This is a genomic window from Nonomuraea sp. NPDC049378 (assembly GCF_055586745.1).
The window spans coordinates 214,667-237,174 of record NZ_JBVJHP010000003.1; the positions used below are offsets into that span (position 1 = coordinate 214,667).

19 protein-coding genes are annotated in these 22,508 nt (G+C 71.8%); 12 read left to right on the forward strand and 7 right to left on the reverse strand.

Features of this window, described 5'->3' with window-relative positions:
* Window positions 1-129 precede the first annotated feature (129 nt).
* The 6 genes from ACZ6SA_RS08725 (at window position 130) to ACZ6SA_RS08750 (ending at window position 6,234) form a co-directional block, all read left to right on the forward strand.
* Window positions 130-849, forward strand: coding sequence for an SDR family NAD(P)-dependent oxidoreductase (locus tag ACZ6SA_RS08725; RefSeq protein ID WP_347646693.1), 720 nt, complete (start codon window positions 130-132; stop codon window positions 847-849).
* Window positions 850-883: 34 nt separating this feature from the next.
* Complete coding sequence (locus tag ACZ6SA_RS08730) at window positions 884-2,635, forward strand: acetyl/propionyl/methylcrotonyl-CoA carboxylase subunit alpha (protein ID WP_465827265.1); 1,752 nt, start codon at window positions 884-886, stop codon at window positions 2,633-2,635.
* A gap of 289 nt (window positions 2,636-2,924) precedes the next feature.
* A complete protein-coding gene (locus ACZ6SA_RS08735) occupies window positions 2,925-4,178 on the forward strand; it encodes a hypothetical protein (RefSeq protein WP_465827266.1) in 1,254 nt (417 codons plus the stop codon).
* Between the two features lie 253 nt (window positions 4,179-4,431).
* A complete protein-coding gene (locus ACZ6SA_RS08740; RefSeq protein WP_465827267.1) occupies window positions 4,432-4,941 on the forward strand; it encodes a P-loop nucleotide/nucleoside kinase family protein in 510 nt (169 codons plus the stop codon).
* A 45-nt stretch (window positions 4,942-4,986) separates the two neighbouring features.
* Complete coding sequence (locus tag ACZ6SA_RS08745; RefSeq protein ID WP_443152994.1) at window positions 4,987-5,589, forward strand: histidine phosphatase family protein; 603 nt, start codon at window positions 4,987-4,989, stop codon at window positions 5,587-5,589.
* A gap of 81 nt (window positions 5,590-5,670) precedes the next feature.
* A complete protein-coding gene (locus ACZ6SA_RS08750) occupies window positions 5,671-6,234 on the forward strand; it encodes a GNAT family N-acetyltransferase (protein WP_347646688.1) in 564 nt (187 codons plus the stop codon).
* On the opposite strand, the gene ACZ6SA_RS08755 is transcribed toward ACZ6SA_RS08750, so the two are convergent.
* From ACZ6SA_RS08755 to ACZ6SA_RS08770, 4 genes are read right to left on the reverse strand one after another with little or no spacing between them, the layout of a single operon-like run.
* Window positions 6,204-6,656, reverse strand: coding sequence for a hypothetical protein (locus ACZ6SA_RS08755; protein WP_347646687.1), 453 nt, complete (start codon window positions 6,654-6,656; stop codon window positions 6,204-6,206). The two genes, ACZ6SA_RS08750 and ACZ6SA_RS08755, sit on opposite strands and share 31 nt — an antisense overlap.
* 21 nt (window positions 6,657-6,677) lie before the next feature.
* Window positions 6,678-7,601 (reverse strand): carbohydrate ABC transporter permease, encoded by a 924-nt coding sequence (locus ACZ6SA_RS08760; protein WP_347646686.1) that lies wholly within the window; start codon window positions 7,599-7,601, stop codon window positions 6,678-6,680.
* Entirely contained in the window at window positions 7,598-8,584 is a 987-nt protein-coding gene (locus ACZ6SA_RS08765; protein ID WP_347646685.1) for an ABC transporter permease, read from the reverse strand. The genes ACZ6SA_RS08760 and ACZ6SA_RS08765 overlap by 4 nt, the downstream gene beginning before the upstream one ends.
* 25 nt (window positions 8,585-8,609) lie before the next feature.
* Window positions 8,610-10,250: an extracellular solute-binding protein gene (locus ACZ6SA_RS08770; RefSeq protein ID WP_465827269.1), complete on the reverse strand. Its 1,641-nt coding sequence runs from the start codon at window positions 10,248-10,250 to the stop codon at window positions 8,610-8,612.
* A 223-nt stretch (window positions 10,251-10,473) separates the two neighbouring features.
* Here ACZ6SA_RS08770 and ACZ6SA_RS08775 point away from each other — a divergent pair, with 223 nt between their 5' ends.
* The 3 genes from ACZ6SA_RS08775 (at window position 10,474) to ACZ6SA_RS08785 (ending at window position 15,601) form a co-directional block, all read left to right on the forward strand.
* Entirely contained in the window at window positions 10,474-11,685 is a 1,212-nt protein-coding gene (locus ACZ6SA_RS08775; RefSeq protein ID WP_465827271.1) for an ROK family protein, read from the forward strand.
* A gap of 104 nt (window positions 11,686-11,789) precedes the next feature.
* Entirely contained in the window at window positions 11,790-14,600 is a 2,811-nt protein-coding gene (locus ACZ6SA_RS08780; RefSeq protein WP_465827438.1) for a glycoside hydrolase family 3 C-terminal domain-containing protein, read from the forward strand.
* On the forward strand, window positions 14,597-15,601 hold the full coding sequence (locus ACZ6SA_RS08785; RefSeq protein WP_347646682.1) for a LacI family DNA-binding transcriptional regulator: 1,005 nt from the start codon (window positions 14,597-14,599) through the stop codon (window positions 15,599-15,601). Before ACZ6SA_RS08780 ends, ACZ6SA_RS08785 begins: the two co-directional genes overlap by 4 nt.
* A gap of 12 nt (window positions 15,602-15,613) precedes the next feature.
* Here the strand turns inward: ACZ6SA_RS08785 and ACZ6SA_RS08790 are convergent, their stop codons facing one another.
* Entirely contained in the window at window positions 15,614-16,189 is a 576-nt protein-coding gene (locus tag ACZ6SA_RS08790) for a DUF6506 family protein (RefSeq protein WP_465827272.1), read from the reverse strand.
* A gap of 236 nt (window positions 16,190-16,425) precedes the next feature.
* On the opposite strand from ACZ6SA_RS08790, the gene ACZ6SA_RS08795 reads away from it, so the two are divergent.
* The 3 genes from ACZ6SA_RS08795 to ACZ6SA_RS08805 all read left to right on the forward strand — a co-directional run bounded on the left by ACZ6SA_RS08795 (window position 16,426) and on the right by ACZ6SA_RS08805 (window position 19,054).
* Complete coding sequence (locus ACZ6SA_RS08795; protein ID WP_465827274.1) at window positions 16,426-16,905, forward strand: GNAT family N-acetyltransferase; 480 nt, start codon at window positions 16,426-16,428, stop codon at window positions 16,903-16,905.
* Window positions 16,906-16,968: 63 nt separating this feature from the next.
* A complete protein-coding gene (gene sigJ / locus ACZ6SA_RS08800; protein WP_347646679.1) occupies window positions 16,969-17,874 on the forward strand; it encodes an RNA polymerase sigma factor SigJ in 906 nt (301 codons plus the stop codon).
* 73 nt (window positions 17,875-17,947) lie between these two features.
* On the forward strand, window positions 17,948-19,054 hold the full coding sequence (locus ACZ6SA_RS08805) for an NAD(P)/FAD-dependent oxidoreductase (protein ID WP_347646678.1): 1,107 nt from the start codon (window positions 17,948-17,950) through the stop codon (window positions 19,052-19,054).
* A 57-nt stretch (window positions 19,055-19,111) separates the two neighbouring features.
* Here ACZ6SA_RS08805 and ACZ6SA_RS08810 read toward each other — a convergent pair whose 3' ends face one another.
* Both ACZ6SA_RS08810 and ACZ6SA_RS08815 read right to left on the reverse strand, forming a co-directional pair.
* On the reverse strand, window positions 19,112-21,769 hold the full coding sequence (locus ACZ6SA_RS08810; RefSeq protein ID WP_465827275.1) for a cellulose binding domain-containing protein: 2,658 nt from the start codon (window positions 21,767-21,769) through the stop codon (window positions 19,112-19,114).
* Window positions 21,770-21,940: 171 nt separating this feature from the next.
* A complete protein-coding gene (locus tag ACZ6SA_RS08815) occupies window positions 21,941-22,477 on the reverse strand; it encodes a DoxX family protein (RefSeq protein WP_465827277.1) in 537 nt (178 codons plus the stop codon).
* Window positions 22,478-22,508: the final 31 nt, after the last annotated feature.

Sequence of the window (22,508 nt, forward strand, 5' to 3'; positions counted from 1 at the left end):
GCACACCTCCTGGGGGAACCTGTGAAAGCGCCCTCAGGCTAAGGTGGCCCATCTCCCGTCGCCCCTGTTATGCCGAGCGGCTATGGTCTAGCGGAGGATCGTTCATCTTCATCGGAAGCGGAGACTTCCATGCGCGAGATCGTGGTCACCGGTGGCGGCACCGGCATCGGATACGCCGTCGCGGCGGCGTTCGTCTCGCTCGGTGACCGCGTCACGATCACCGGGCGCCGCGAGGGCGTGCTCAAGGAGGCCGCGGAGCGCCTGGGCGCCTCCTGCGTGCCCTTCGACGCCACCGACCCCGCCGCCGTGAACGAAGCCCTCGCCGACCTGCCCGCGCACGTCGACGTGCTGGTCAACAACGCCGGCGGCAACACCAACCTCGACCGGGGCCAGCCGGGCGAGCCGGCGGAGGTCGCGCAGGCCTGGTGGGCCAACCTCAACGCCAACCTCATGTCCGCCGTGCTCGTCACCACCGCGCTCGCGCCGCGCATCGCCGGAGACGGCCGGGTCGTCTCGATCGGCTCCATCGCCGCACGCGGCACCGGCTCGGGCTCGTACGGCGCCGCGAAGGCCGCCCTGGAGTCCTGGACCGCCGACCTGGCCGCCGAGCTCGGCCCCAGAGGCATCACCGCGAACGTCGTCTCGCCCGGTCTCGTCGTGGACACCGAGTTCTTCCGCGGCCGGCTGACCGAAGACGGCATCAGGGCCCGCGTGGAGAACACGCGTAACGGCCGCCCTGGAAATCCGGCCGATGTGGCCGATACCGTTCTCTTCCTGGCGTCAGCGGGTGCCAGGCACGTGACGGGGCAAGTGATTCACGTGAACGGCGGCGCATACCTGGGCCGCTGAGCCGCAACTCGGGCAGCAGGAAGGACTTACGTCGGTGCGGAAGGTTCTGATCACCAACCGCGGCGAGATCGCCGTACGCGTGGCCCGTGCGTGCAAGGACGCCGGGATCGGCAGCGTGGCGGTATACGCCGACCAGGACCTCGACGCCCTGCACGTCAGGGTGGCGGACGAGGCGTACGCGCTGGGCGGGCAGTCGCCGGCGGAAACCTACCTCGACTTCGCCAAGCTGCTCGACGTCGCGCGGCGCTCGGGAGCGGACGCCGTGCATCCCGGCTACGGTTTCCTGGCCGAGAACGCCGCCTTCGCGCAGGCCGTCATCGACGCGGGGCTGATCTGGATCGGCCCGCCGCCGGCCGCGATCGCCGCGCTCGGCGACAAGGTGCAGGCCAGGCACATCGCCCAGAAGGTCGGCGCGCCGCTGGTCGCGGGCACGAAGGACCCGGTCTCCGGGGCCGCCGAGGTGGTGGCGTTCGCCGAGGAGCACGGGCTGCCGATCGCGATCAAGGCCGCGTACGGCGGCGGCGGGCGCGGCATCAAGGTGGCGCGCCGGCTGGAGGAGGTCGCCGAGCTGTACGAGTCGGCGGTGCGCGAGGCGGTCGCGGCGTTCGGCCGCGGCGAGTGCTTCGTCGAGCGCTATCTCGACCGGCCCCGCCACGTCGAGACGCAGTGCCTGGCCGACCGGCAGGGCAACGTGGTCGTGGTCAGCACCCGCGACTGCTCGCTCCAGCGCCGCCACCAGAAGCTGGTGGAGGAGGCGCCGGCGCCCTTCCTGTCGGAGGAGCAGCTCGACGTCCTCTATTCAAGCTCCAAGGCCATCCTGAAAGAGGCCGGCTACGTCGGGGCGGGCACGTGCGAGTTCCTCGTCGGCCAGGACGGCACGATCTCCTTCCTCGAGGTCAACACGCGCCTGCAGGTCGAGCACCCGGTCACCGAGGAGGTCTCCGGCATCGACCTGGTGCGCGAGATGTTCAGGATCGCCGACGGCGAGCCGCTCGGCTACGACGACCCGGTGCTGCGCGGGCACTCGATCGAGTTCCGGATCAACGCCGAGGACGCGGGGCGCAACTTCCTGCCCGCGCCCGGCACGCTGACCGTCATGCGCCCGCCGTCGGGGCCGGGTGTCCGGCTCGACGCCGGCTACGAAGCGGGGATGACGGTCCCGCAGACGTTCGACTCGCTGGTGGCCAAGCTGATCGTGACCGGGCGCACGCGCCAGGAGGCGCTGGAGCGGTCGCGGCGGGCGCTGGCCGACTTCGCGATCGAGGGCATGCCGACCGTGCTGCCGTTCCACGAGGCCGTCGTCAGCGACCCGGCCTTCGTCTCCTCCCCGTTCACCGTGCACACCCGCTGGATCGAGACCGAGTGGGACAACACGATCGCCCCGTACTCGGGTGAGATCGCCTCCGGCGAGGCTCCCGAGCGCGAGTCGGTGACCGTCGAGGTCGGTGGCAAGCGCCTCGAGGTGGTGCTGCCCGCGGGCCTGGGCGTGGCCTCCGCCACGACCTCCACCGGCGCGAGCAAGGCGCCGAGGCGCGGCGGCGGGGGCGCCAGGAAGGCGGCGGCGGGCGGCGACGCGCTCGTCAGCCCCATGCAGGGCACCATCGTCAAGATCGTGGCCGGTGACGGCGCCGTCGTCGCCGAGGGCGACACGGTCGTGGTGCTGGAGGCCATGAAGATGGAGCAGCCGCTCACCGCGCACAAGGCGGGGACGATCACCGGGCTCTCCGCGGACGTGGGGCAGACGGTCACCTCGGGCGCCACCATCTGCGTGATCAAGGATTCGTGACGGGCTGCTGCCCCGCGTCCCTCACTCGCGGGTCAGCAGAACGGCATCTGCCGTCCAGGATCTTCGCCCGCGTTGTGCACCCGCGCACTCTTGGACGGGTAACGTTCGAGTGAGGAACTTTGCCGACCGCCCGTTCGTCCTCATGGGCGAAGGAGGCTTGCTGCCAATGACCCATTCGCTGCGCCGAGCAGGGGCCGCGATCGCGGCTCTGATCGCCGGTCTAATCGTCGTTCTTGCGCTGTCCCCTGCCGCTCACGCGGCGGCCGATCCCCCTGACGCACAGTCAGTTGTGTCCTTCTGGAAGGACAAGCAGGACCCGCTTTACGTCGAGTCGGGCTCGCCCCTGACCTCTGACCAGCAGAGTGAGATCCGTGACGCGCTGAAGGGGGCCGACACCAAGATCTACGCTGTGGCGCTCCCCGACGGCACGGTCGACGACTCCTCCATCAAGACCTACATGACCCAGCTCAACTCCTCGCTGACCGCGGCGGGCCGGCCGAGGGCCACCTTCGCGGTGCTCGACGGCATGACGCTGTTCGCCGCCTCCAGCGCCCTGCGCCAGCCTGGCCTGGCGGGCGAGCTGGCCAACCGCGCGGTCAGCTCCAACGAGGGCAACGTCGTCGACGGCATGAAGGACTTCGCCAACCGCGTCGACCTGGCCGCGCAGGGCAAGCGCTCCGCGCTCGACTCCGGCAGCCAGGCCAACCCCGGCGCCGGCGGCACCGCCGCGCTGATCGCCCTGGGCACGCTCGTGGTCGTCGGTGGCGGTGGCTACTTCCTCTACTCCAGCAACAAGAGGAAGAAGAAGGCCATCCAGGACGCGAAGGACCTCGCCGCGGTCAAGCAGACCGTCGACGAGGACGTCACCAAGCTGGGCGAGGAGATCACCGCTCTCGACACCGACGTGACGCTGTCCGGCGAGAGCGGCAAGCACATCGACGAGTGGCAGACGGCGCTCGACTCCTACGAGAAGGCCAAGACCCAGCTCGCCGCCGTGGAGCGCGCCGACCAGGTCCGCGAGGTCACCCAGACCCTCGAGGACGGCCGCTACGCGCTGGCCGTGGTGAAGGCCAAGGTCAACAACGACCCCGTGCCCGAGCGGCGCGCGCCCTGCTTCTTCAACCCGCAACACGGCCCGTCGGCCCGTGACGTGCGCTGGGCCCCGCCCGGCGGCGCGGTGCGCGACGTGCCCGCCTGCAAGATGGACGCCGAGGCCGTGGAGCGCGGCTTCGACCCGCAGATGCGCGAGGTCATGGTCGACGGCCAGCGCCGCCCCTACTACGACGCGGGCCCGGCCTACCAGCCGTACGCCTACGGCTACTACGGCGGCTTCGGCGACATCATGACCGGCATGTTCATCGGCACCATGATGGGCAGCATGCTCAGCGGCGGCTTCGGCTTCGGCGGCTGGGGCGGCGGCTACGACAGCGCCGGCGGTGACCTCGGCGGCGACTTCGGTGGCGGCGACGCCGGCGGCGGCTGGGGCGACTTCGGTGGCGGCGGCGACTTCGGCGGCGGAGATTTCGGCGGCGGAGACTGGTGACGCCACACCACCGACAGTTCTAGTTCGGCAGGAGGAGCGCTCCCCCGCGAGGCCCGGCACACGGGCTCCCGCGGGGGAGCGCTCCGCTTTTCCCGCAGAACCCGCGACCGCCCGACACCCGGCGCGGACGCTCCGCTCCGCGGCCGCCGGGCACCCGGACGCCGGCGGTGACCCCGGCGCATGGGCGCGGAGGCCGTGGGCAGGCGTGCGGGCGGCGGCGTGAAGAGTGGTCCCGTCGGGCAGCATGAGGGGCATGCTCATCGTCATGGGCGGCCTGCCCGCGACCGGGAAGACGACGCTCGCCCGCCTCCTGGCCCGTCGCATGGGCGCGGTTCACCTGCGTATCGACACGATCGAGCAGGCGATCGTGCGCTCGGGCCTGGCCCGCCCGCCGCTCGGGCCCGTCGGCTACTTCGTCGGCTACGCCCTGGCCGAGGAGCATCTCGGCCAGGGGCTGACCGTGATCGCGGAGTCGGTCAACCCGCTCCTCGTCACCCGTGACGCCTGGCGCGCGGTCGGGGTCGCGGCGGGCGTACCGGTCGCCGAGGTGGAGGTGGTCTGCTCCGACCACGCCGAGCACCGCGACCGCGTGATCTCCCGCGCGGTCGACATCTCCGACCTGCGGCTGCCCGAGTGGCAGGAGGTGGTGGAGCGCGAGTACGAGCCGTGGCACCGGGAGCGCATCGTTCTCGACACTGCCGGCCGGACGCCGGAGGAGTCCCTCACCACCCTCGTCCACCGCCTCGACCAGGACGGCCCGTGACGCACCCCGCGGGACCCGGCGCGACGTTCGGTTAGGCTCCCGGCCATGAGCGATCACGTGCGCCTGCTCTGCATGCGCCACGCGGAGTCGGAGAACGTGACCGCCCGAGCCGCCGGCGCCCTCCCCCACGCCCGCCTGACGCCGAGGGGACATGAGCAGGCGGCGGAGGCGGCGCGACGGCTGGCCGGCGAGGGCATCACGCACGTGTACGCCAGCACCGCCGTCCGCGCCCGGCAGACCGCCGGGATCATCGGGCACGCGCTCGGCCTCGACGGCGTCGTGCCCCTGGAGGGCCTGACCGAGATGCACGCCGGCCGGCTGGAGGGCTCCGCCGACCCGGCGGTCCGCGTGCGCGTGCTCGAGACGCTGCGTTCGTGGATCGTGGACGGCGACCTGGACGCGGCGGCGGGCGACGGCGAGGACGGGCACGCGGTCACGGCGAGGACCGTCGCCGCCCTCACGTCGATCGCCGCGGGCCACCCCGGCGGGACGGTGGCCGTGGTGGGCCATGTCGCGAGCCTGACGGCCGGGCTCAACGCTCTGTGCGGGCTGGGCGCGCGGGTGTGGGGGGCGCCGCTGCCGCACGCGGTGCCGTTCCTCGTGGAGTGGGACGGGCGGTCGTGGCGGTGCGAGGCGTGGCCGGGTTGAACCCGCAGGCACAACGGACGTGCGACATCTGGCCGGGCTGAGCCCGCGAGCAGAGCTGAACTCGCATGCAGAATGTCCGGTGTGATCTATCTTGTCCGGGGCCCGCGCGTGGCCCTCCGTTTCATCGGCCTGCAGGACTTCGATGAGCTGGCCGTGCTGCACCAGGAGAGCGCGGACATGCTCGCCCCGTGGATGCCCGGCCGCCCGGTCACCGCGTCGTACGCGTCCTTCGAGTCCTACGTCGCCCGCTTCGACCAGCCGGCGTACGAGGGGTTCCTGATCTGCCTGCGCGACACGGGCGCGATCGTCGGCCGCGTCAACATCAACAACATCGTCCGGGGCACCCACCAGTCCGGGATGATCGGCTACTCCGCCTACGCGTCCACGACCGGCCGCGGTTACATGACGGAGGGTCTGGGCCTGCTCGTCGGGTACGCGTTCGGCGAGATGGAGTTGCACCGGCTGGAGGCGAACATCCAGCCGTCGAACGCGCCCTCCCTGCGGCTGATCAGGCGTCTGGGGTTCGAGCGCGAGGGGTTCTCGCCGAAGTTCCAGTTCATCGACGGGGCGTGGAGGGACCACGAGCGCTGGGCCATCACCGCGGAGACGGCGGGTCAGGACCGCAGCAGCTCGTACGCCACGTAGGCGGCGATCCCGTACGCGAGATGCGGGACGACGTCCGAGATCCAGGACGACGCCGGCCATTCGCGCGGGTCGGTGACGCCCAGCACCGTCATCGGCACGTTGGAGCCGGCCATGGCGAGTGCCGTGAGCGCGCCCACTCCGGCCGTCCAGGAGGGCCGGCGCCGCGACGAGAGCAGCCCGTAGCAGAGGGCCGCCCCCGCGCCGGTCACGTAGCCGGTGAGCGCGCCGAGCGCCTCCTTGCGGTGCTCGGCGCGCTCGTCCTGCCCGAGGTCGACGTCCGCGAGACCGGCCAGCCGTTCGACGGTCTGCTGCGGCGTGGTGCTGGCGGCTCGCGCCCTGATCGCCATGTCGAGGTAGGTGGCGACGTTGAGCGCGCTGGTCCCGGCGGCGCCCGCGACCAGGCTCTTCACGATGGTGTGCATGAACGGTGTGCTACCCCTGGCTCAGCCCTTGATGGCCCCCACGATGACGCCCTTGGTGAAGTGGCGCTGCACCAGCGGGTAGATGATCAGGGCGGGCACCACGGCGATCACCACGATGGCCATCTTGATCGCCAGTGTCGGCGGGGCGTCGCCCGTCACTCCCGCCGTGGCGCTGGGCAGCGGGTTGGAGTCGACGACGTACTGCCGCAGGATGAGCGCGAGCGGCCACTTGCGGGTGTCGTCGATGTAGAGCATCGCGTTGAACCAGGCGTTCCAGTAGCCGACCGCGTAGAACATCGCGACGACCGCCGTGACCGCCCTGGACATGGGCAGGACGATCCGCCACAGGATGCGGAACTCGCCCGCCCCGTCGATGCGCGCGCTGTCGAGGATCTCGCCGGGGATGTTCATGAAGAACGAGCGGAGCACGACCACGTTGAACGCCGAGACGGCCGTCGGCAGGATCAGCGACCAGTAGCTGTCCTTCAGCCCGAGCCCGCTCACCATCAGGTAGACGGGGATGATGCCGGGGAAGAACACGAACATCAGCAGCACGCTGAACAGCAACGGCCGGTGCAGGAACGAGCCGGGCCGCGAGAGCGAGTACGCCCCCAGCACGCTCACCCCGGTGCTGATCAGCGTGCCGGCGACGGTCACGCCGGTGCTGACGAGCACGGCCCTGCTGACCACGGTGTCGGAGAAGATCTGCCGGTACGCCTCGAACGTGATGCCGTCGGGCACCAGCACGAGCCCGCCGACCCGGTTGACGGTGGCCGACGAGCTGAGGCTGGTCAGCACGATCGTGTAGAGCGGGCCGAGCACGGCCAGGACGATCAGGGTCACCAGCGTGCCCTTGCCGAGCCGGGCGGCCGGCGAGGGCCGCTCCTCCCAGGGCGCCAGCCTGGCGGGCGCGCCCCTGCGGCGTCTGGACGTCAGCACTGTCATGATCGTGAATACACTCCTCGCTCGCCGAGCGCGTGCGCCACCCGGTTGGCCGCCAGGATGAGCAGCAGGCCCACCAGGCCCTTGAACAGCCCGGCCGCGGCGCCGTACCCGAGGTCGCCGGTGCGCAGGCCCGACCAGTAGACGAACGTGTCGAACACTTCGGACGCCTCGCTGCCGACGGCGCTGCGCTGCAGCATGAACTGCTCGAATCCGACGTTGAGCGCGTCGCCCAGCCGCAGGATGAGCAGCAGCACGATGACCGGCCGCAGTCCTGGCAGGGTGATGTGCCACATGCGCCGCCACCGGCGGGCGCCGTCCACGGCGGCGGCCTCGTACAGGTTGGGATCGATGGTGCTGAGCGCGGCCAGGAAGATGATCGCGCCCCAGCCGGCGTCCTTCCAGATCGTCTGCGAGGTGATGAGCAGGATGAACGTGTCGGAGTCGGTCATCCAGTCGACGGCCTCGCGCCCGTTGTCCCGCAGGATCTGCGCCAGCAGCCCGGCGCCGCCGAACATCTGCTGGAAGATGGCGACGACCAGCACCCAGGAGAAGAAGTACGGCATGTAGACCACGCCCTGCACGAACGCCCTCAGCCGGGCCGAGACGATGCTGTTGAGCAGCAGCGCCAGCATGATCGGCACGGGGAAGTAGAAGACGAGCTGGAAGGCGGTGATCGACAGGGTGTTCAGGATGGCACGCAGGAACTGCGGGTCCTGGAAGAGCAGCGCGAAGTTGGTGAAGCCGATGATCGGGCTGCCGGTGATGCCGCCGGTGTAGGGGTTGTAGTCCTGGAACGCGATGACGTTGCCGAGCGCGGGGATCCACCAGAAGGCCAGGACGACCAGCAACATCGGCAGGTTCATCACCAGCAGCGGCCAGTCCCTGCGCGCCTTGGCCCGCCAGGACAGCGGGTGCGGCGGTGCGGCGTGCCCCGGTCTCCGGGCGCCGCGCCGGACGGGCCGCTTGGCCGTCATGGCCCCCATGGGAGGTCCTTAGCGCCCATGAATGTCACAGCCTGCCGTTCTCGCGGGCGACCTTCATGTAGAACTCGCGCGCCTCGTTGCCACCCTGGTCCTGCCACTCCTTGACGATCTTGGGCCATTCGGAGAGCGGCCGCTTGCCGCGGAAGACCTCGTTCATCTTGTCCTCGGTGGGCGTCGCCAGGCCCGCCATCTTGGAGGGGGTCTCCACCCGGATCCCCACGAACGGGTCGTTGTCGAGGATCGCGGCGGCCTTCGTCTGCCAGTCGTGCTGGGCCTGGACCAGGCCGTCGTACTGGCTCATGGAGTTGGCCGGCGGGCGGCCCGACAGGAACATGTACGTGGGCGCGATCTCCTTGCGCCCGAGCGCGGTCTGCTTGACCTTGCCGTCCTCGACGTCGTAGTGCTCGCCCTCGACGCCGTTGTTGACCAGCTCGTACTCCTGCGTGCCGAACGGCCCCGAGCACCAGTTGGCCAGCGCGAGCAGCTCGCGGGTGCGGGCGTCGCCGAGGCCCTTCCTGATGAAGCAGAACATGCCGGCCGGCTCGTTGCGCCACATGATCGCCTTGCCGCCGGGCTTGGCCGGGTAGGGGTCGACGGCCTGCATGTCGAACGTGGGGTTGTCGGGCAGGAACCGGCCGAGGCTCTCGTGCCAGGCGCCTGGCCCGTCGCGATAGATGATCATCTGCCCGCTGCCGAAGATGCCTTTGTTGTCGGCGTCCTTGTTCGCGACGATGTCGGGGTGCACGTAGCCGGCCTCGAAGAGCTTGACCATGAACTCGACCGACGCGGCGAACTCGGCGGTCTCGTACTTGTACTCGAGCGTGCCGTCGCTCTTCTTGCGCCACTCGCGCGGCGCGCCGAAGGCCCGCTGCATCTCCTGCTCCATGCCGCCGCCGAACGCCCAGCGCTTCTTCTTGGCGTCGGTGATGGCCTTGCCGAGCGTGACCAGGTCGTCGCCGCTCCTGGGCTGCTCCAGGCCCAGCTCCTCCAGGATGTCCTGGCGCACGAAGGTGGCGAACGGGAAGGGCTCGTTCTGCCAGGGGATGCCCTGCAGCACGCCGCCGAAGACGCCGTACTGCCAGGCCGCGGTGTCGTAGTTGGCCAGCAGCGGGAACTCCCTGGCCTTGTCGCCGGCCAGGTAGGGGGACAGGTCGGCGAAGAGCTTGTTGGCCGCTTCCGTGAACCGCGCGATCGTGATGATCTCCCAGCCGGGGATCTGGATCATCTCCGGCACGTCGCCGCTGGCCAGCAGGGTGCTGACCTTCTGCCCGTAGGTGTTGCCGTCGGAGATGTTGAAGCGCACGGTCCCGCCGAGGCGTTCGTTGACGGCGTCGTAGTAGGAGTTGTCGCCCAGGCCGGGCGGCACCGTGCCCCAGAGCGGCGTCATCGCGGTCACCTCCTTGCCGCTGGTCAGCGGCTTGGCGGTGACGGCCTGGACCATGGTGGCGGGGCGGGTCAGGAAGCCGGGCGCGACGAACTCGCTGCCGGGCAGGTCGGGCTTGAGCCCGGGGATCTCGAACGGCACGCGGGTCGGCACCAGGCTCTTGAGCTTGTCGGCCGCCACGGCGGTGCCTTTGGAGGTCGCTTTCTTCTCGGCGCAGCCCGCTACCAGAACACTCGCTCCGACCAGGCCGAGAAACCCGCGGCGCGTTGTGGTGGTTGGCATGGCTCGCTCCCTTCTCCGAGTGAGGGATGGGCCTCAGAATTAGTTGGTATTTCAGCCAAACAAATTAGTAGACTGTCAGCATAGGCCACAAGGATCGGGACGGTCACAGGTTGGCACTGATGGGAAACGTGCTACGCGGCGGCGCCTCCCGCGCGCGGGTTCCTCGTTAGGGAAGGGAGCCCGCGATGCGGCATGCTGGGGTCATCTGGGAACGGGGCTGATATTGATCACTTCTACGACCGGCCCGCAGCCGGCCGACTTCGCCGACGTGCGCGCCACCAACCTCGCGGTCGTGCTGCGTTTCGTCCGCGAGCACGCGCCGTGCTCGCGGGCCGACATCGCGGCCTCCACCGGGTTGAACAAGGCGACGGTGTCGAGCCTCGTCGCCGACCTCATCGACCGGCGGCTCGTACGCGAGACGGGCCTGACGGAGAACCGGGTCGGCAGGCCGGCCACGATGCTCGTGCTCGACGGCTCCCCGTACGCCGCCATCGGCGTCGAGATCAACGTCGACCACGTGTCGGCCGTGGCCACCGGCCTGGCGGGCGAGCGGCTGCTGACATGGCGGCGCGGGTTCGCCGGAGGCGGCTCGGTCATCCAGGGCATGGCCGGCGTCGGAGCAATCATCAGGCGCGTGGTCGGCCGCATGGTCAAGGAGGAACGCCAGGTGCTGGGCCTGGCCGTGGCCGTGCCGGGCCTGGTCGACGTGCAGGGCACCGTCCGCATCGCGCCCAACCTGGGCTGGCGTGACGCCGACATCGGCGGCGACCTGGCCAAGGTGCTGCGCGACCCCGGCTTTCCCATCCAGGTCGACAACGACGCCAACCTCGCGGCGCTGGCCGAGCAGCGCTTCGGCGCGCATGCCGGAGCCTCCGACCTGGTCTGTCTCACCGGCGAGATCGGCGTGGGGGCGGGCATCATCCTCGACGGGCGGCTGCGCAGGGGGCGCCTCGGCTACAGCGGCGAGATCGGCCACGTGCAACTCGATCCCGACGGTCCCGCGTGCCCCTGCGGGCGGCGCGGTTGCCTGGAGGTCATGGCGGGCATCGGCGCCGTGCTGCGCAAGGACGTGTCTCCCGCCGAGGTGCAGATGGAGATCGAGGAGGCGGTGCGGCTCGCCAGCGCCGGCGACCCCGGCACCCTGGCCACGCTCGACGCGGTGGGCAGGAACCTCGGCAAGGGCGTGTCCATCCTGGCGAACCTCCTCAACCCCGAGGTGGTGGTTCTGGGAGGTTACTACGTGCCGCTGGCGCCCTGGCTGCTGCCGGCGGTGCACGGCGAGATGGGCGAGCGCGTCATCGCGGTCGAGGGCGGCGGATGCCAGGTCGTGGCCTCGACGCTGGGTCACGACGCGGCGGCGCTCGGGGGCGCGGCGCGGGTGCTCGACTCCATCGATTCGGGAAGATTGCCCGGAGGATTGTCGCGAATCCCTTGACCTTGGTCACGGGGACGTGCACCCTTCAGTCAACCCACCGAAATGTCCGCGTAACTTCGCCAGGCCGGTCGTCGAAGCGCTTCGACACTCTCCGAGGGATGACCATGCACCAACCCTTCCGCGACCCAGCGCTCCCCCTCTCCGCCCGGATCGACGACCTGATGCGCAGGCTCACCCTCGAGGAGAAGACGGGCCTGCTCCACCAGTACCAGGCCCCGGTCGAACGGCTGGGCGTCGGGGCGTTCCGCACCGGCACCGAGGCGCTCCACGGCCTGGCCTGGCTCGGCCCGGCCACCGTGTTCCCCCAGGCCGTCGGGCTGGCCTCGACCTGGGACCTCGACCTCGTCCGCAGGGTGGGCGAGGCCGTCGGCGACGAGGTGCTGGCCTTCCACCACAAGGATCCGGCCGGCGCGGGGCTCAACGTGTGGGCCCCCGTGGTCAACCCGCTGCGCGACCCCCGGTGGGGGCGGAACGAGGAGGGCTACTCCGAGGACCCGTGGCTGACCGGCGTCACGGCCACGGCGTTCGCGCTCGGGCTGCGTGGGAGCGCTCCCGAAACGCTGAAGACCGCCCCCACCCTCAAGCACTTCCTCGCCTACAACAACGAGACCGACCGCTGCACCACCTCCAGCAGCCTGCCGCCCCGGGTGCTGCGCGAGTACGAGCTGCCCGCCTTCAGGCCCGCCATCGAGCAGGGCGCCGCGGTGGCCGTCATGCCGTCGTACAACCTGGTCAACGGGCGTCCCGCGCATCTCAGCCCGCTGATCGGGCAGGTGCTGCGCGCCTGGGCGCCCGGCGACCTGCTGGTGGTCAGCGACGCGTACGCGCCGGGCAACCTCACCGCGCTGCAGGGCTACCACGACACGCCGCCCGAGGCGTACGCACACGCGGTCAAGGCCGGGATCGACAGCTTCACCCAGGACGACGACCGCGCGGAAGCCACGCTCGGGCACCTGCGCGAGGCGCTGCGGCTCGGCCTGCTCACGGAGGAGGACGTCGACGGCGCCGCACGCCACGCGCTGTCCATCCGGTTCCGGCTCGGCGAGTTCGACCCCGCGACGCCGTACGACGGCATCACCGACAACGTGGTCAACTGCCCCGGGCACCAGGCGCTGGCCAGGGAGGCGGCGCGGCGCTCGTTCGTGCTGCTGCGCAACGACGGCCTGCTCCCGCTGGACGGGACCGGCACGGTCGCGGTGATCGGCCAGCTCGGCGACGCGCTCATGGAGGACTGGTACAGCGGCACCCTGCCCTACGCCGTCACCGCGCGCGCCGGGCTGGCCGAGCGCTGCCGGACGGTGTTCTGCGAGGCCGTGGACCGGGTGACGCTGACCGCCGAGGCCGGGCCCGTGGCCGCCGACCCCGCCGGCGGGCCGCTCAGCGTGGGCGGCGCGGCGACGGTGGCGCCGACGGGGGTGCCGACGGGGGTGCCGAGGGAGGTGGACGCGGGCCGGTTCGACCTGTTCGACTGGGGTGGCGGAGCCTACGCGCTGCGGGCCGTGGCGACCGGGCGGTTCGTGTCGGTGGACGGCCAGACGCTGGTCAACGACCAGCCGGGGCCGAACGGGTGGGAGGTGCGCCAGACGTTCCGCATGGAGGAGCGCCCGCGCGGCACCCTCGCCCTGCGCCACATCTCGACCGGCTGCTACGTCGGCGCGGGAGCCGACGGCGTGCTGCGCCTGGTCGACGACGCCGACCAGGCCGTCTGGCTGGCCATGGACGTCGTCAGGAGCGGCGCGGAGGAGGCCGCGAGGCTCGCCGCGGGCGCGGACGTCGCCGTCGTCGTGGTCGGCGACCATCCCCTCGTCAACGGCAGGGAGACCGAGGACCGCATGACGCTGGCGCTCGCCCCCGCCCAGGACGCCGTGGTGCGGGCCGTGCGCGCGGCGAACCCCCGCACCGTCATGGTCATCACCAGCGGCTACCCGCTCACCTGGACCGACGGGGACGTGCCCGCCGTGGTGTGGTCGGCCCACGGCGGCCAGGAGTACGGACACGCCCTGGCCGACGTGCTCTTCGGCGACGCCGACCCGGAGGGCCGCCTCACCCAGACGTGGTACCGCTCGGAGCAGGAGCTGCCCGACCTGCTCGACTACGACATCATCGCCTCCGACGCCACCTACCAGTATTTCCGCGGGGTGCCGCTGCACCCGTTCGGCCACGGCCTCAGCTACACCACGTTCGGCTACGCCGACCTGCGCGTGCGCCTCGACGGTGACGTGCTGCGCGCCGAGGTCACGGTCACCAACACGGGCACGCGGCCCGGCGTCGAGGTCGTGCAGTTCTACACCCACCAGCAGCGCTCCCGCGTCAAGCAGCCGCTGCGCCGCCTGCGCGGCTTCGAGAAGGCGCACCTCGCGCCCGGCGAGAGCCGTACGGTCGGCCTGGCGCTGCCCGTCTCCGAGCTGGCCTTCTGGGACGTGACCAGGAGCAGGTTCGTCGTGGAGCACGCGCCGCACCGGCTCATGGTCGGCCGCAGCGCCACCGACCTGCGCCTGAGCGCCCCCTTCGAGGTCGAGGGCGAGACCATCCCGCCCCAGTCGGGGCCGCTGCGCGCGGCCTGCCACGACGAGTACGACGCGATCACGTTCGTGGACGAGACGAAGGAGGACGGCGACGCCGTGCGGTCCGACGCGGAGGGCGCCTGGATCCTGTTCCGGCAGGTCGATCTGACCGGCAGCGTGTCCTGCGTGGCGACGGCGGGCAGCGCGGAAGGCGGCATGATCACCATCCGCCGCGACGACCCGCTCTACGGCTCCGCCCTGGCCACGCTTCCCGTGCCGCGGACCGGCCGCTACACCTACCACGCCGTCACGGCTCCCCTTGCGGACGCGGACGGCGTGCACGATCTTTATGTCGTGTTCGAGAACGACGGGGTGCGGCTGTCCCGGCTCGACTTCGGAGCCGGGGCTTGAGCGGGCGCGCGGTCACGATCTCCGAGGTCGCCAAGCACGCGGGCGTGGCCGTCAGCACGGTCTCCTACGTGCTCAGCGGCAAGCGGACGATCTCGGCCGACACCAGGCGGCGGGTGCTCGACAGCATCAACGCCCTCGGCTACCACCCGAACGCCGGCGCCCGCGCCCTGGCCAGCAGGCGCTCCAACGTGATCGCGCTGGTGCTGCCGCTGCGGGCCGGCATGCACGTGCCCGTCCTCATGCGCTTCGCCAGCGCGGTCGTCACCGCCGCCCGCCGCTTCGACCACGACGTGCTGCTGCTGACCGCCGACGAGGGCACGGCCGGCATCCGGCGGGTGGCGGCCAGCGCGCTGGTGGACGCGCTCGTCCTCATGGACGTCGAGCTGGACGACCGCCGGGTGCCGCTGCTGCGCGAGCTGGCCGAGCCGAGCGTGCTCATCGGTTTTCCCGCCGAACCCGCCGGGCTGACGTGCGTGGACCTCGACTTCGCCGCGGCCGGGGCGCGCTGCGTCGAGCACCTGGCCGAGCGCGGCCACGACGAGATCGCCCTGCTGGGGGCGCCGTCCGTGGTCTACGAGCGGGGCACCGGCTTCGCCCGGCGCACCCGGGAGGGGTTCGTGGAGGCGGTGGACGCCCACGGGCTCAAGGGGGTGGCGCTGGCCTGCGAGGAGACGTTCGACGAGGTGTACGAGACCGTCCGCGACCTGCTCCTCGACCAGCCCGGTCTGTCGGGGCTGGTCGTGCACAACGAGGCCGCGGTCGGGCACGTGCTCGCCGCGCTGCGCCAGCTGGACCGGCGGGTGCCGCACGACGTGGCCGTGGTGGCGATCTGCCCCGACGACGTGGCCGAGCGCGCCAGCCCGCCGCTGACCTCGGTGCTGATCCCGGCGGAGGAGGTGGGCAGGGAGGCCGTCCGCCTGGTCATGGACAAGCTGGAGGGCCGCGCGGTGCCCGACTCCACCCTGCTCACCCCGCTACTCGCCGTCCGCGCCAGCACCTGAGCCCGCGTCCTGTCAGCGGCGGTGGGCGATGACGCCTACGGGGAGCGCGTCGGGGTCCACGGCGCGGATGACCGGCTCGGCCGCGTACGGCCCCGGCGTTCCGAAGAGCTCGATCAGCTGCAGGTCGGCCGCCATCTTCCCGGCCAGTTCTGCGGCGGCCGCGGTGTCCGGCACCCCGACCACGGTGGTGCTGCCGCCGCCGTCCTTGGCGAACACGACCCGGTCGGCCTCGGGGTCCGCCCCTTCGTGCACGATGATGAACGCCTCGGACAACGCCTCTCCGGCCTCGTACCTGTCCTTGAAGGACGCCACGCCGGCCAGCGACTCGAACCCGTAGTAGATCGCCCCCACCGGCACCCTCCCGCCGGAGGCTCTGACGGCCTCCGCGTGCCAGAGGGCGCCGAAGCCGCCGCAGAGCTCGACCTGGTCCACTCCCTCCGCCACCAGACCGGTCACCAGCTCCGCCATCTGGGCGGGGTCCCCGACGGCGCGTACGCGGGTGCGTCCGCTCGCGTTCCGGATCACCAGCACGTCGGTTTCCGGGTCGGCGCCGGTCTCCTCGTAAATGACCACTGTGTCCTTCGGCATGGCACTGCTCCCTTTCTTTAGGTCCCTCCACTCTGCTACCTCAACCGAAGTTCAGGTCAACCCCCGCCGACAACTTGATCCGCCACACCGGGTAACCTGGCTCGCGAACGGTCGGCACCCGGACGGGGAGGTTGATGAATATGGCCCGCCACGGCCTTCGTCAGCATGCCCTTGACCGGGTCGCGCGAGCGTAGCGCCCGCGGCCCGGTCGTCCCACCGACGACCAGGAGTGTCGCGTGTCTTCCAACACCATTCTGACCACTGACCGGCTCGTGCTGCGCCCATGGGCCACCGGCGAGATCGCCGCCGTCCTCGGCGGCGAGCGGCTCGAGCACTGGGCGGACGACTTCCCCGCCGAGGGCGACCGCGTGATCGCCGGCATCCTCGACGGACAACCCGAACTGCTCGGCGACCACGGCCATCGCGTGATCGTCGAACGCGAGAGCGGCCGGGTGGTCGGCTCCATCGGCCTGTTCTGGCCGCCCGCCGAAGGCGCCATCGAGATCGGGTACGGCGTCGTGCCCTCCCGGCGCGGCCGCGGTTACGCGCCGGAGGCCACCCGGGCCCTCGTCGCGCACGCGCTGACCGCGCCGGAGGTGCACGCCGTGCACGCCACCGCCGAGCTGTCCAACCCCGCCTCCATCCGCGTGCTGGAGAAGGCGGGGCTGCGGCGGTGGAGCGCCGACGCCGAGACCGTGCGCTACCGCACCGCCTGACGACCGGCCCCACCGGCTCTCCCGCTCGGGACGGCGACCGGGCGACGTCCTAGCATCGGGTGCGTGGAGGTTCCCGGCGCGGAGGAGCGGCGCCCGGCGCCCGTGGCCGTGTTCGAGGAGCAGCGGCCGCGGCTGTTCGCGCTGGCCTACCGCCTGCTCGGCTCGGCCGCCGAGGCCGAGGACATGGTCCAGGAGGCGTACATGCGCTGGAGCCAGGCCGGGCCGGTCGAGGTGCCGGCGGCCTGGCTGACCAGGGTGGTCACCAACCTGTGCCTGAGCCAGCTCACCTCGGCTCGGCGGCGGCGGGAGAGCTACGCGGGGCCCTGGCTGCCCGAGCCGGTGCTGACCGGCGACGGGGCCCTCGGTCCGCTGGAGACCGTCGAGCAGCGCGAGTCGGTGTCGCTGGGCGTGCTCATCCTGCTGGAGCGGCTGACGCCGGTGGAGCGGGCGGTGTTCGTGCTGAGGGAGGCGTTCGGGTACGCCCACGCCGAGGTCGCCGGCATCCTCGGCATCACCGAGGAGCACTCCCGCCAGCTGCACCGCCGGGCCAGGGCGCACGTCGGCGAGCCGCGCAAACGGTTCGAGAGCGACCGCGAGCACCATCGCCGGATCGTGCGGGGGTTCCTGCGGGCGACGCTCGGCGGCGACGTGGCGGCGCTGGAGCAGCTGCTCGCCGACGACGTGGTGGCCTGGGCCGACGGCGGCGGCACCGCGACCGCCGCCCGCCGCCCTGTGTACGGGCGGGCGAGGGTGCTGCGTTACCTGCGCGGGCTCGCCGACCGGCCGGAGGCGGCCGGGATCGCGTGGGACATCGTGGACGTCAACGCCGAGCCCGCCGTGGTCGTGCGTGACGCCGGCGGCGGCCTGCTCGCGGTCTTCGCCGTGGAGGTCGCGGACGGGCGGGTCTCCGCGGTCAGGACCATCGTGAGCCCGGCCAAGCTCGCCTTCGCCGCCACGCAGCTCATGTGAGCACCGTCACAGGCCAGCGGTGTCACGAACGGCCCGGCTCGCCGGTTCAGGTGGGGACTCGATCGGAGGAACCATGACGAACCACATCGTGGTGCTGGGAGCCGGTTACGCCGGGCTGGGGGCGGCCAAGCGCGCCGCCCGCCGCCTGCGCTCGACGGGCGTACGGGTGACGCTGGTCAACGCGGCCGACCGGTTCGTCGAGCGGGTGCGGCTGCACCAGCTCGCGGCCGGGCAGCGGCTGCCCGACCTGCCGCTGGCCGGCCTGCTCGACGGCACCGGCGTCGAGCTGGTGGTGGCCCAGGTGACGGGCCTCGACCTTCGGGCGCGGACGGTCCAGCTGGACGGGTCGCCGTACACGCTGAGCTACGACGTGCTGGTCTACGCCCTCGGCAGCGCCGCCGACCTGGACACCGTGCCAGGGGTGCGCGAGCACGCGTGCCCGATCGCGACGGAGGGCGACGCCGTACGGCTGCGGGCACGGCTGGCAGGGCCGGGAGCGGTGACCGTGGTGGGTGGCGGGCTCACCGGGATCGAGACGGCGGCGGAGCTCGCCGAGACCCGCCCGGAGCTGCGGGTCGAGCTGCTCTGCGCCGGCCCCGTCGCGCCGGGCCTGTCCGTACGGGCCCGCCGCCACGTCCATCGGGCCTTCGCCCGCCTGGGCGTCGCGGTCCGCGAGCACGAACCCGTCGCCAAGGTCGGCCCCGACGGCGTCCTGCTGGAGAGCGGCGACGAGGTGCCCGCGCGGACGGTGGTGTGGGCGGGCGGGTTCCGCGTCTCCCCGCTGGCCGCCGCTTCGGGGCTGCGCACCGACGGGGAGGGCCGCATGGTCGTCGACCGGTCGCTGCGCTCGGTGTCGCATCCCGAGGTGTTCGGCGTCGGCGACGCTGCGGCGCCGCCCGGCGAGCGGTCGCGGATGTCGTGCCAGACCGGGCTGCCCATGGGCCTGTGCACGGGCGACGCCGTGGCCGGCCTGGTGGCCGGGCGGGAGCCGGGGCCGGCCAGGTTCCGCCACGTCTGGCGCAACGTCAGCCTGGGCCGCCGCGACGGCGTCACCCAGGTGACCCGCGCCGACGACAGCCCGCTGGACGTCGTGCTCACCGGCCGTGCCTCCGCCGCGTTCAAGGAGAGCATCATCCGCGGCACCGTCTCGGCCATGCGCCATCCCGGCCCCTGGCTCTGACGGCCCGGACGGCCGGCGAGGCACCCGCCCCTCCGCGGGGAGCGGGCGCCTCGCGGGTCACGCCGGCGTGCAGGTGAGGGTGGCGGGTGGGGTGTGGGTGGCGCCGGAGCTGCCGTTGAAGCCGAACGACGCGGTCCCGTTCGGGGAGAGGTTGCCGTTGTAGCCGGCGTTCCCGACGCTCACGCCGGCGCCCGTCTGGGTGACGGTGCCGTTCCAGAGCTGGGTGATCTTCTCGTCACCCGCCCACGTCCAGGTGACCGTCCAGCCGTTGATCGCGGACGCGCCGGTGTTCTTGACCGCCACCTCCGCCTGGAAGCCGCCCGGCCACTGGTTGCCCGCCTTGTACGTGGCCGTGCAGCCCCCGCTCGCCGTGGGCGTGACGGTCGGCGTCACCGTGGGCGTGACCGTGGGCGTGACGGTCGGGGTGACGGTGACGGGCGGGCCCGTGCGGTCGCCGTAGATGATGCCGCGGCCGTTGGTCCCGAGGTAGACGCGGCCGTAGACGCGCGGGTCGCCGGTGAGGGCCTCGCCCATGTTGCCCCACTGGTGCTCGTCGTCGTTGATCCTGAGCCAGCTCGCTCCGGCGTCGTCCGAGCGGTACAGGCCGGTGACGCCGTCGAGGGTGGCCACGGCGAAGACCGCCATGTACGTCCCGCCGGGCGCGGCCTTGCCGAAGCCGACGTTCACCGACCTGGTGATGCCGGGCACCTTGGAGAAGGACGCCCCGCCGTCCGTGGAGTGCCACAGGCCGCCGTCGCCGGCCAGCCACAGGTCGCCCTGGCGGCCGGGCACCGCCTTGAACTTGCCGCCGGCCGGCAGGCCGGTCGCGGCGGTGGCGGCGAACGTGGCGCCGCCGTCGGTGCTGCGGTAGAGGCGGCCGCCGCTCAGGCCGTAGAACGTCATCGGGTCGACCCGGTCGGACTCGACGACGGCGTCCGTGGGCAGGCCTGAGGCGGACTGCCAGGAGTTGCCGTAGCCGGCCGAGTAGACCGGCGCCACGCCCTTGGGCGCCCAGACGAAGCGGGAGCCGTCGGCCGCCGCAGCGACCGTGCCGCCCTCGTTGACGCCGCCCGGCTCGGTGCCCTGGAACCAGTTGGCGCCGCCGTCCGTGGAGAAGGCCACGTGGCTGTCGTTCGGCCGGTCGGCGTCGGTGAAGTTGCCGGCCCGCACCATGACCGACGGGTTCCGCTCGGCGTAGTCGAGGCTGGTGGTGGAGGTGAACGTCGGCGAGGTGAACATCATCGGCGGCACGGCGTCGAGGTCGGTGTGGCGGAAGCCGGCGATGTCGCCGAGACCGCTGATCAGGGGCGCGCCGCTCGGCGGGCTGATGAGGTCGAGGACGGCCGTCTCCTCCAGGCCCCTGGCCACGGGTTCGATGGTGAACTGCCCGCCGGTGTCCCAGCGGGTGAGGTTCTCGGTGCCGTAGATGGTGGCGCCGGTGCCGTACATCATCCTGTCGGAGTCGAACGGGTCGATCTCCAGCGACTCGGTCATCCAGCCGAGCTTCGGCGCGGTCTCGGGGGGCTGCGGGTTACCGCCGAACGTCAGCCACGGGTTCTCCGAGATGTCCATCGTGTAGCGGAAGGTGCGGTTCGGGTACGATGACCAGTCCCACACGCGCGTCCAGGTGGCGCCGGAGTCCGTGGACCGGAAGAAGATCACGTCCGGCCACCAGGAGATCTGGGTGGCCACCATGATCGTGGACGGGTTCTGCCGGTCGATGGTCAGCCCGCTGTAGCCGAAGTAGTCGTCCTCGCTGGAGGACGGGATGGGGCTGATCTGCGTCCAGGCGCCCGTCTCGGTGGCGTACCGCCACACGTCGCCCTTGGCCCCGTCGTACGGCCCGCCGGTGTCGCTCGTGGCGATGTACAGGTAGCCGTTCTCCGTGTCGAGCACGCCCTTGTGCGGCAGGTAGCCGGTGGGCTGGCCGGCCACGCGCTGCCAGGTGGCGCCCGCGTCCGTGGTGCGGTAGACGCTGTTGTCCTTGTCGGCGACGCCGATGTAGATGGTCCTGGTGGCGCTGCCCTCGGCTGACGAGCGCGGGTCGTAGGTCACCCAGAGCACGCCGGGCTCGTGGCTGAGGTAGCCGTTGGGGTCGTTCGGATCCTGGGCGTAGTTGCCGGGGTTGGGGAAGCTCGTCACCTCCGACCAGGTCGCGCCGTGGTCGGTGCTGCGCCACAACCCGTTGCCGTTGGGGGCGCCGAAGTAGAGCACGCTGTTGTCGTTGGGGTCGACGGACAGCGCCTCGCCCATGCCGCGGCCGGGCATGTTGCCGCCGAGCTTGAACGGCAGCGGCGTGACCTGCCAGCTGTCGCCCCTGTCGGCCGAGCGCAGGATGGCTCCGTTGTTGGGATCCCAGCTGTTGGTGTACATGCCGACGGCGGCGTACACGCGGTCGGTGTCGACGGGGTCGGTGGCCAGGCTGATCACGCCGTTGTAGCCCCACTTGTCCCAGCCCACCCAGTCGAGCAAGGGGGTCCACGACCTGGTGGACTGGTTCCAGCGGTAGGCCCCGCCGATGTCGGTGCGGGCGTAGATGAGGTTCCGCTCCGACGGGTTGAAGATGATGCCGGGGACGAAGCCGCCGCCGTCGATCCTGACGTTCTTGTACGCGTACGGATCGGAGGCGACGGCCGACACCGGTGACATCCGCACGACCGCCGCCACGAGCAGGACGGCGGCGGTCGCGAGCATGACGAACAGTCTTCTTCGCATGCGCGGCTCTTCCTTTCCGGGCACGCCGGCAGGCGCCCCGAGGGCTTCAGATGACCCGCCATGCACGAGCAGAGTGCAGGACCCTGACCGTCGCCGCGCCTTCGCGCATGAGCTCACCAGAAGGCTCACACACGCCCGAGCCGATGGTCAATAGTTTGGATAGACAACGAATTAAAGCCGCCCGGCACCCCTGGTCACCGGCTGTACGCTGCCCGCCCGCGGCCGAGCGGCGAGCCTGCGCAGAACCGCCGGGCGCTGCGCGGCCCAGAGCGCGATCCCGATGTAGAGCACCTGCTCCGGGATCCGCTGCCACAACGGCGAGGCCTCCCCGCCGGCGAACGGCACGTCGGCGAGGGCCGCGTGGATGTTGGCCGGCAGCATCGCCACGAAGAGCAGCGCCAGGCAGACTCCCGCGGCCTCGCGGGTGCCGGCCAGCACGAGGCCGGCGGCCCCGGCCAGCTCCAGCACGCCGGTCAGGTAGACCATCAGCGCGGGGAACGGCACGAACGGCGGCACCATGGCCAGCAGGTCGGCGTGGTTCGGCATGACGGTCACTCCGGCCGGTACGAAGTGCGCGCTGGCGGTCATGACCAGCATGACGGCCAGGCCGTGGGCCGCACTGACCCGCCACGTGGCGAAGCGCCGCACCCCCAGTGCTCCCAGCAGCCGGAACGCCGGCGTGGCGACCAGCAACACGATCACAGTCATATGCGTCCTCCTTTGGATAGCACCACTATCC

Coding starts and splice junctions, on each gene's coding strand:
- ACZ6SA_RS08790 (WP_465827272.1), bottom strand. CDS start 16,189: ATGCCGAAGGACACAGTGGTCATTTACGAGGAGACCGGCGCCGACCCG.
- ACZ6SA_RS08815 (WP_465827277.1), bottom strand. CDS start 22,477: ATGACTGTGATCGTGTTGCTGGTCGCCACGCCGGCGTTCCGGCTGCTG.
- ACZ6SA_RS08805 (WP_347646678.1), top strand. CDS start 17,948: ATGACGAACCACATCGTGGTGCTGGGAGCCGGTTACGCCGGGCTGGGG.
- ACZ6SA_RS08770 (WP_465827269.1), bottom strand. CDS start 10,250: ATGCCAACCACCACAACGCGCCGCGGGTTTCTCGGCCTGGTCGGAGCG.
- ACZ6SA_RS08765 (WP_347646685.1), bottom strand. CDS start 8,584: ATGGGGGCCATGACGGCCAAGCGGCCCGTCCGGCGCGGCGCCCGGAGA.
- ACZ6SA_RS08725 (WP_347646693.1), top strand. CDS start 130: ATGCGCGAGATCGTGGTCACCGGTGGCGGCACCGGCATCGGATACGCC.
- ACZ6SA_RS08810 (WP_465827275.1), bottom strand. CDS start 21,769: ATGCGAAGAAGACTGTTCGTCATGCTCGCGACCGCCGCCGTCCTGCTC.
- ACZ6SA_RS08745 (WP_443152994.1), top strand. CDS start 4,987: ATGAGCGATCACGTGCGCCTGCTCTGCATGCGCCACGCGGAGTCGGAG.
- ACZ6SA_RS08755 (WP_347646687.1), bottom strand. CDS start 6,656: ATGCACACCATCGTGAAGAGCCTGGTCGCGGGCGCCGCCGGGACCAGC.
- ACZ6SA_RS08760 (WP_347646686.1), bottom strand. CDS start 7,601: ATGACAGTGCTGACGTCCAGACGCCGCAGGGGCGCGCCCGCCAGGCTG.
- ACZ6SA_RS08740 (WP_465827267.1), top strand. CDS start 4,432: ATGCTCATCGTCATGGGCGGCCTGCCCGCGACCGGGAAGACGACGCTC.
- ACZ6SA_RS08780 (WP_465827438.1), top strand. CDS start 11,790: ATGCACCAACCCTTCCGCGACCCAGCGCTCCCCCTCTCCGCCCGGATC.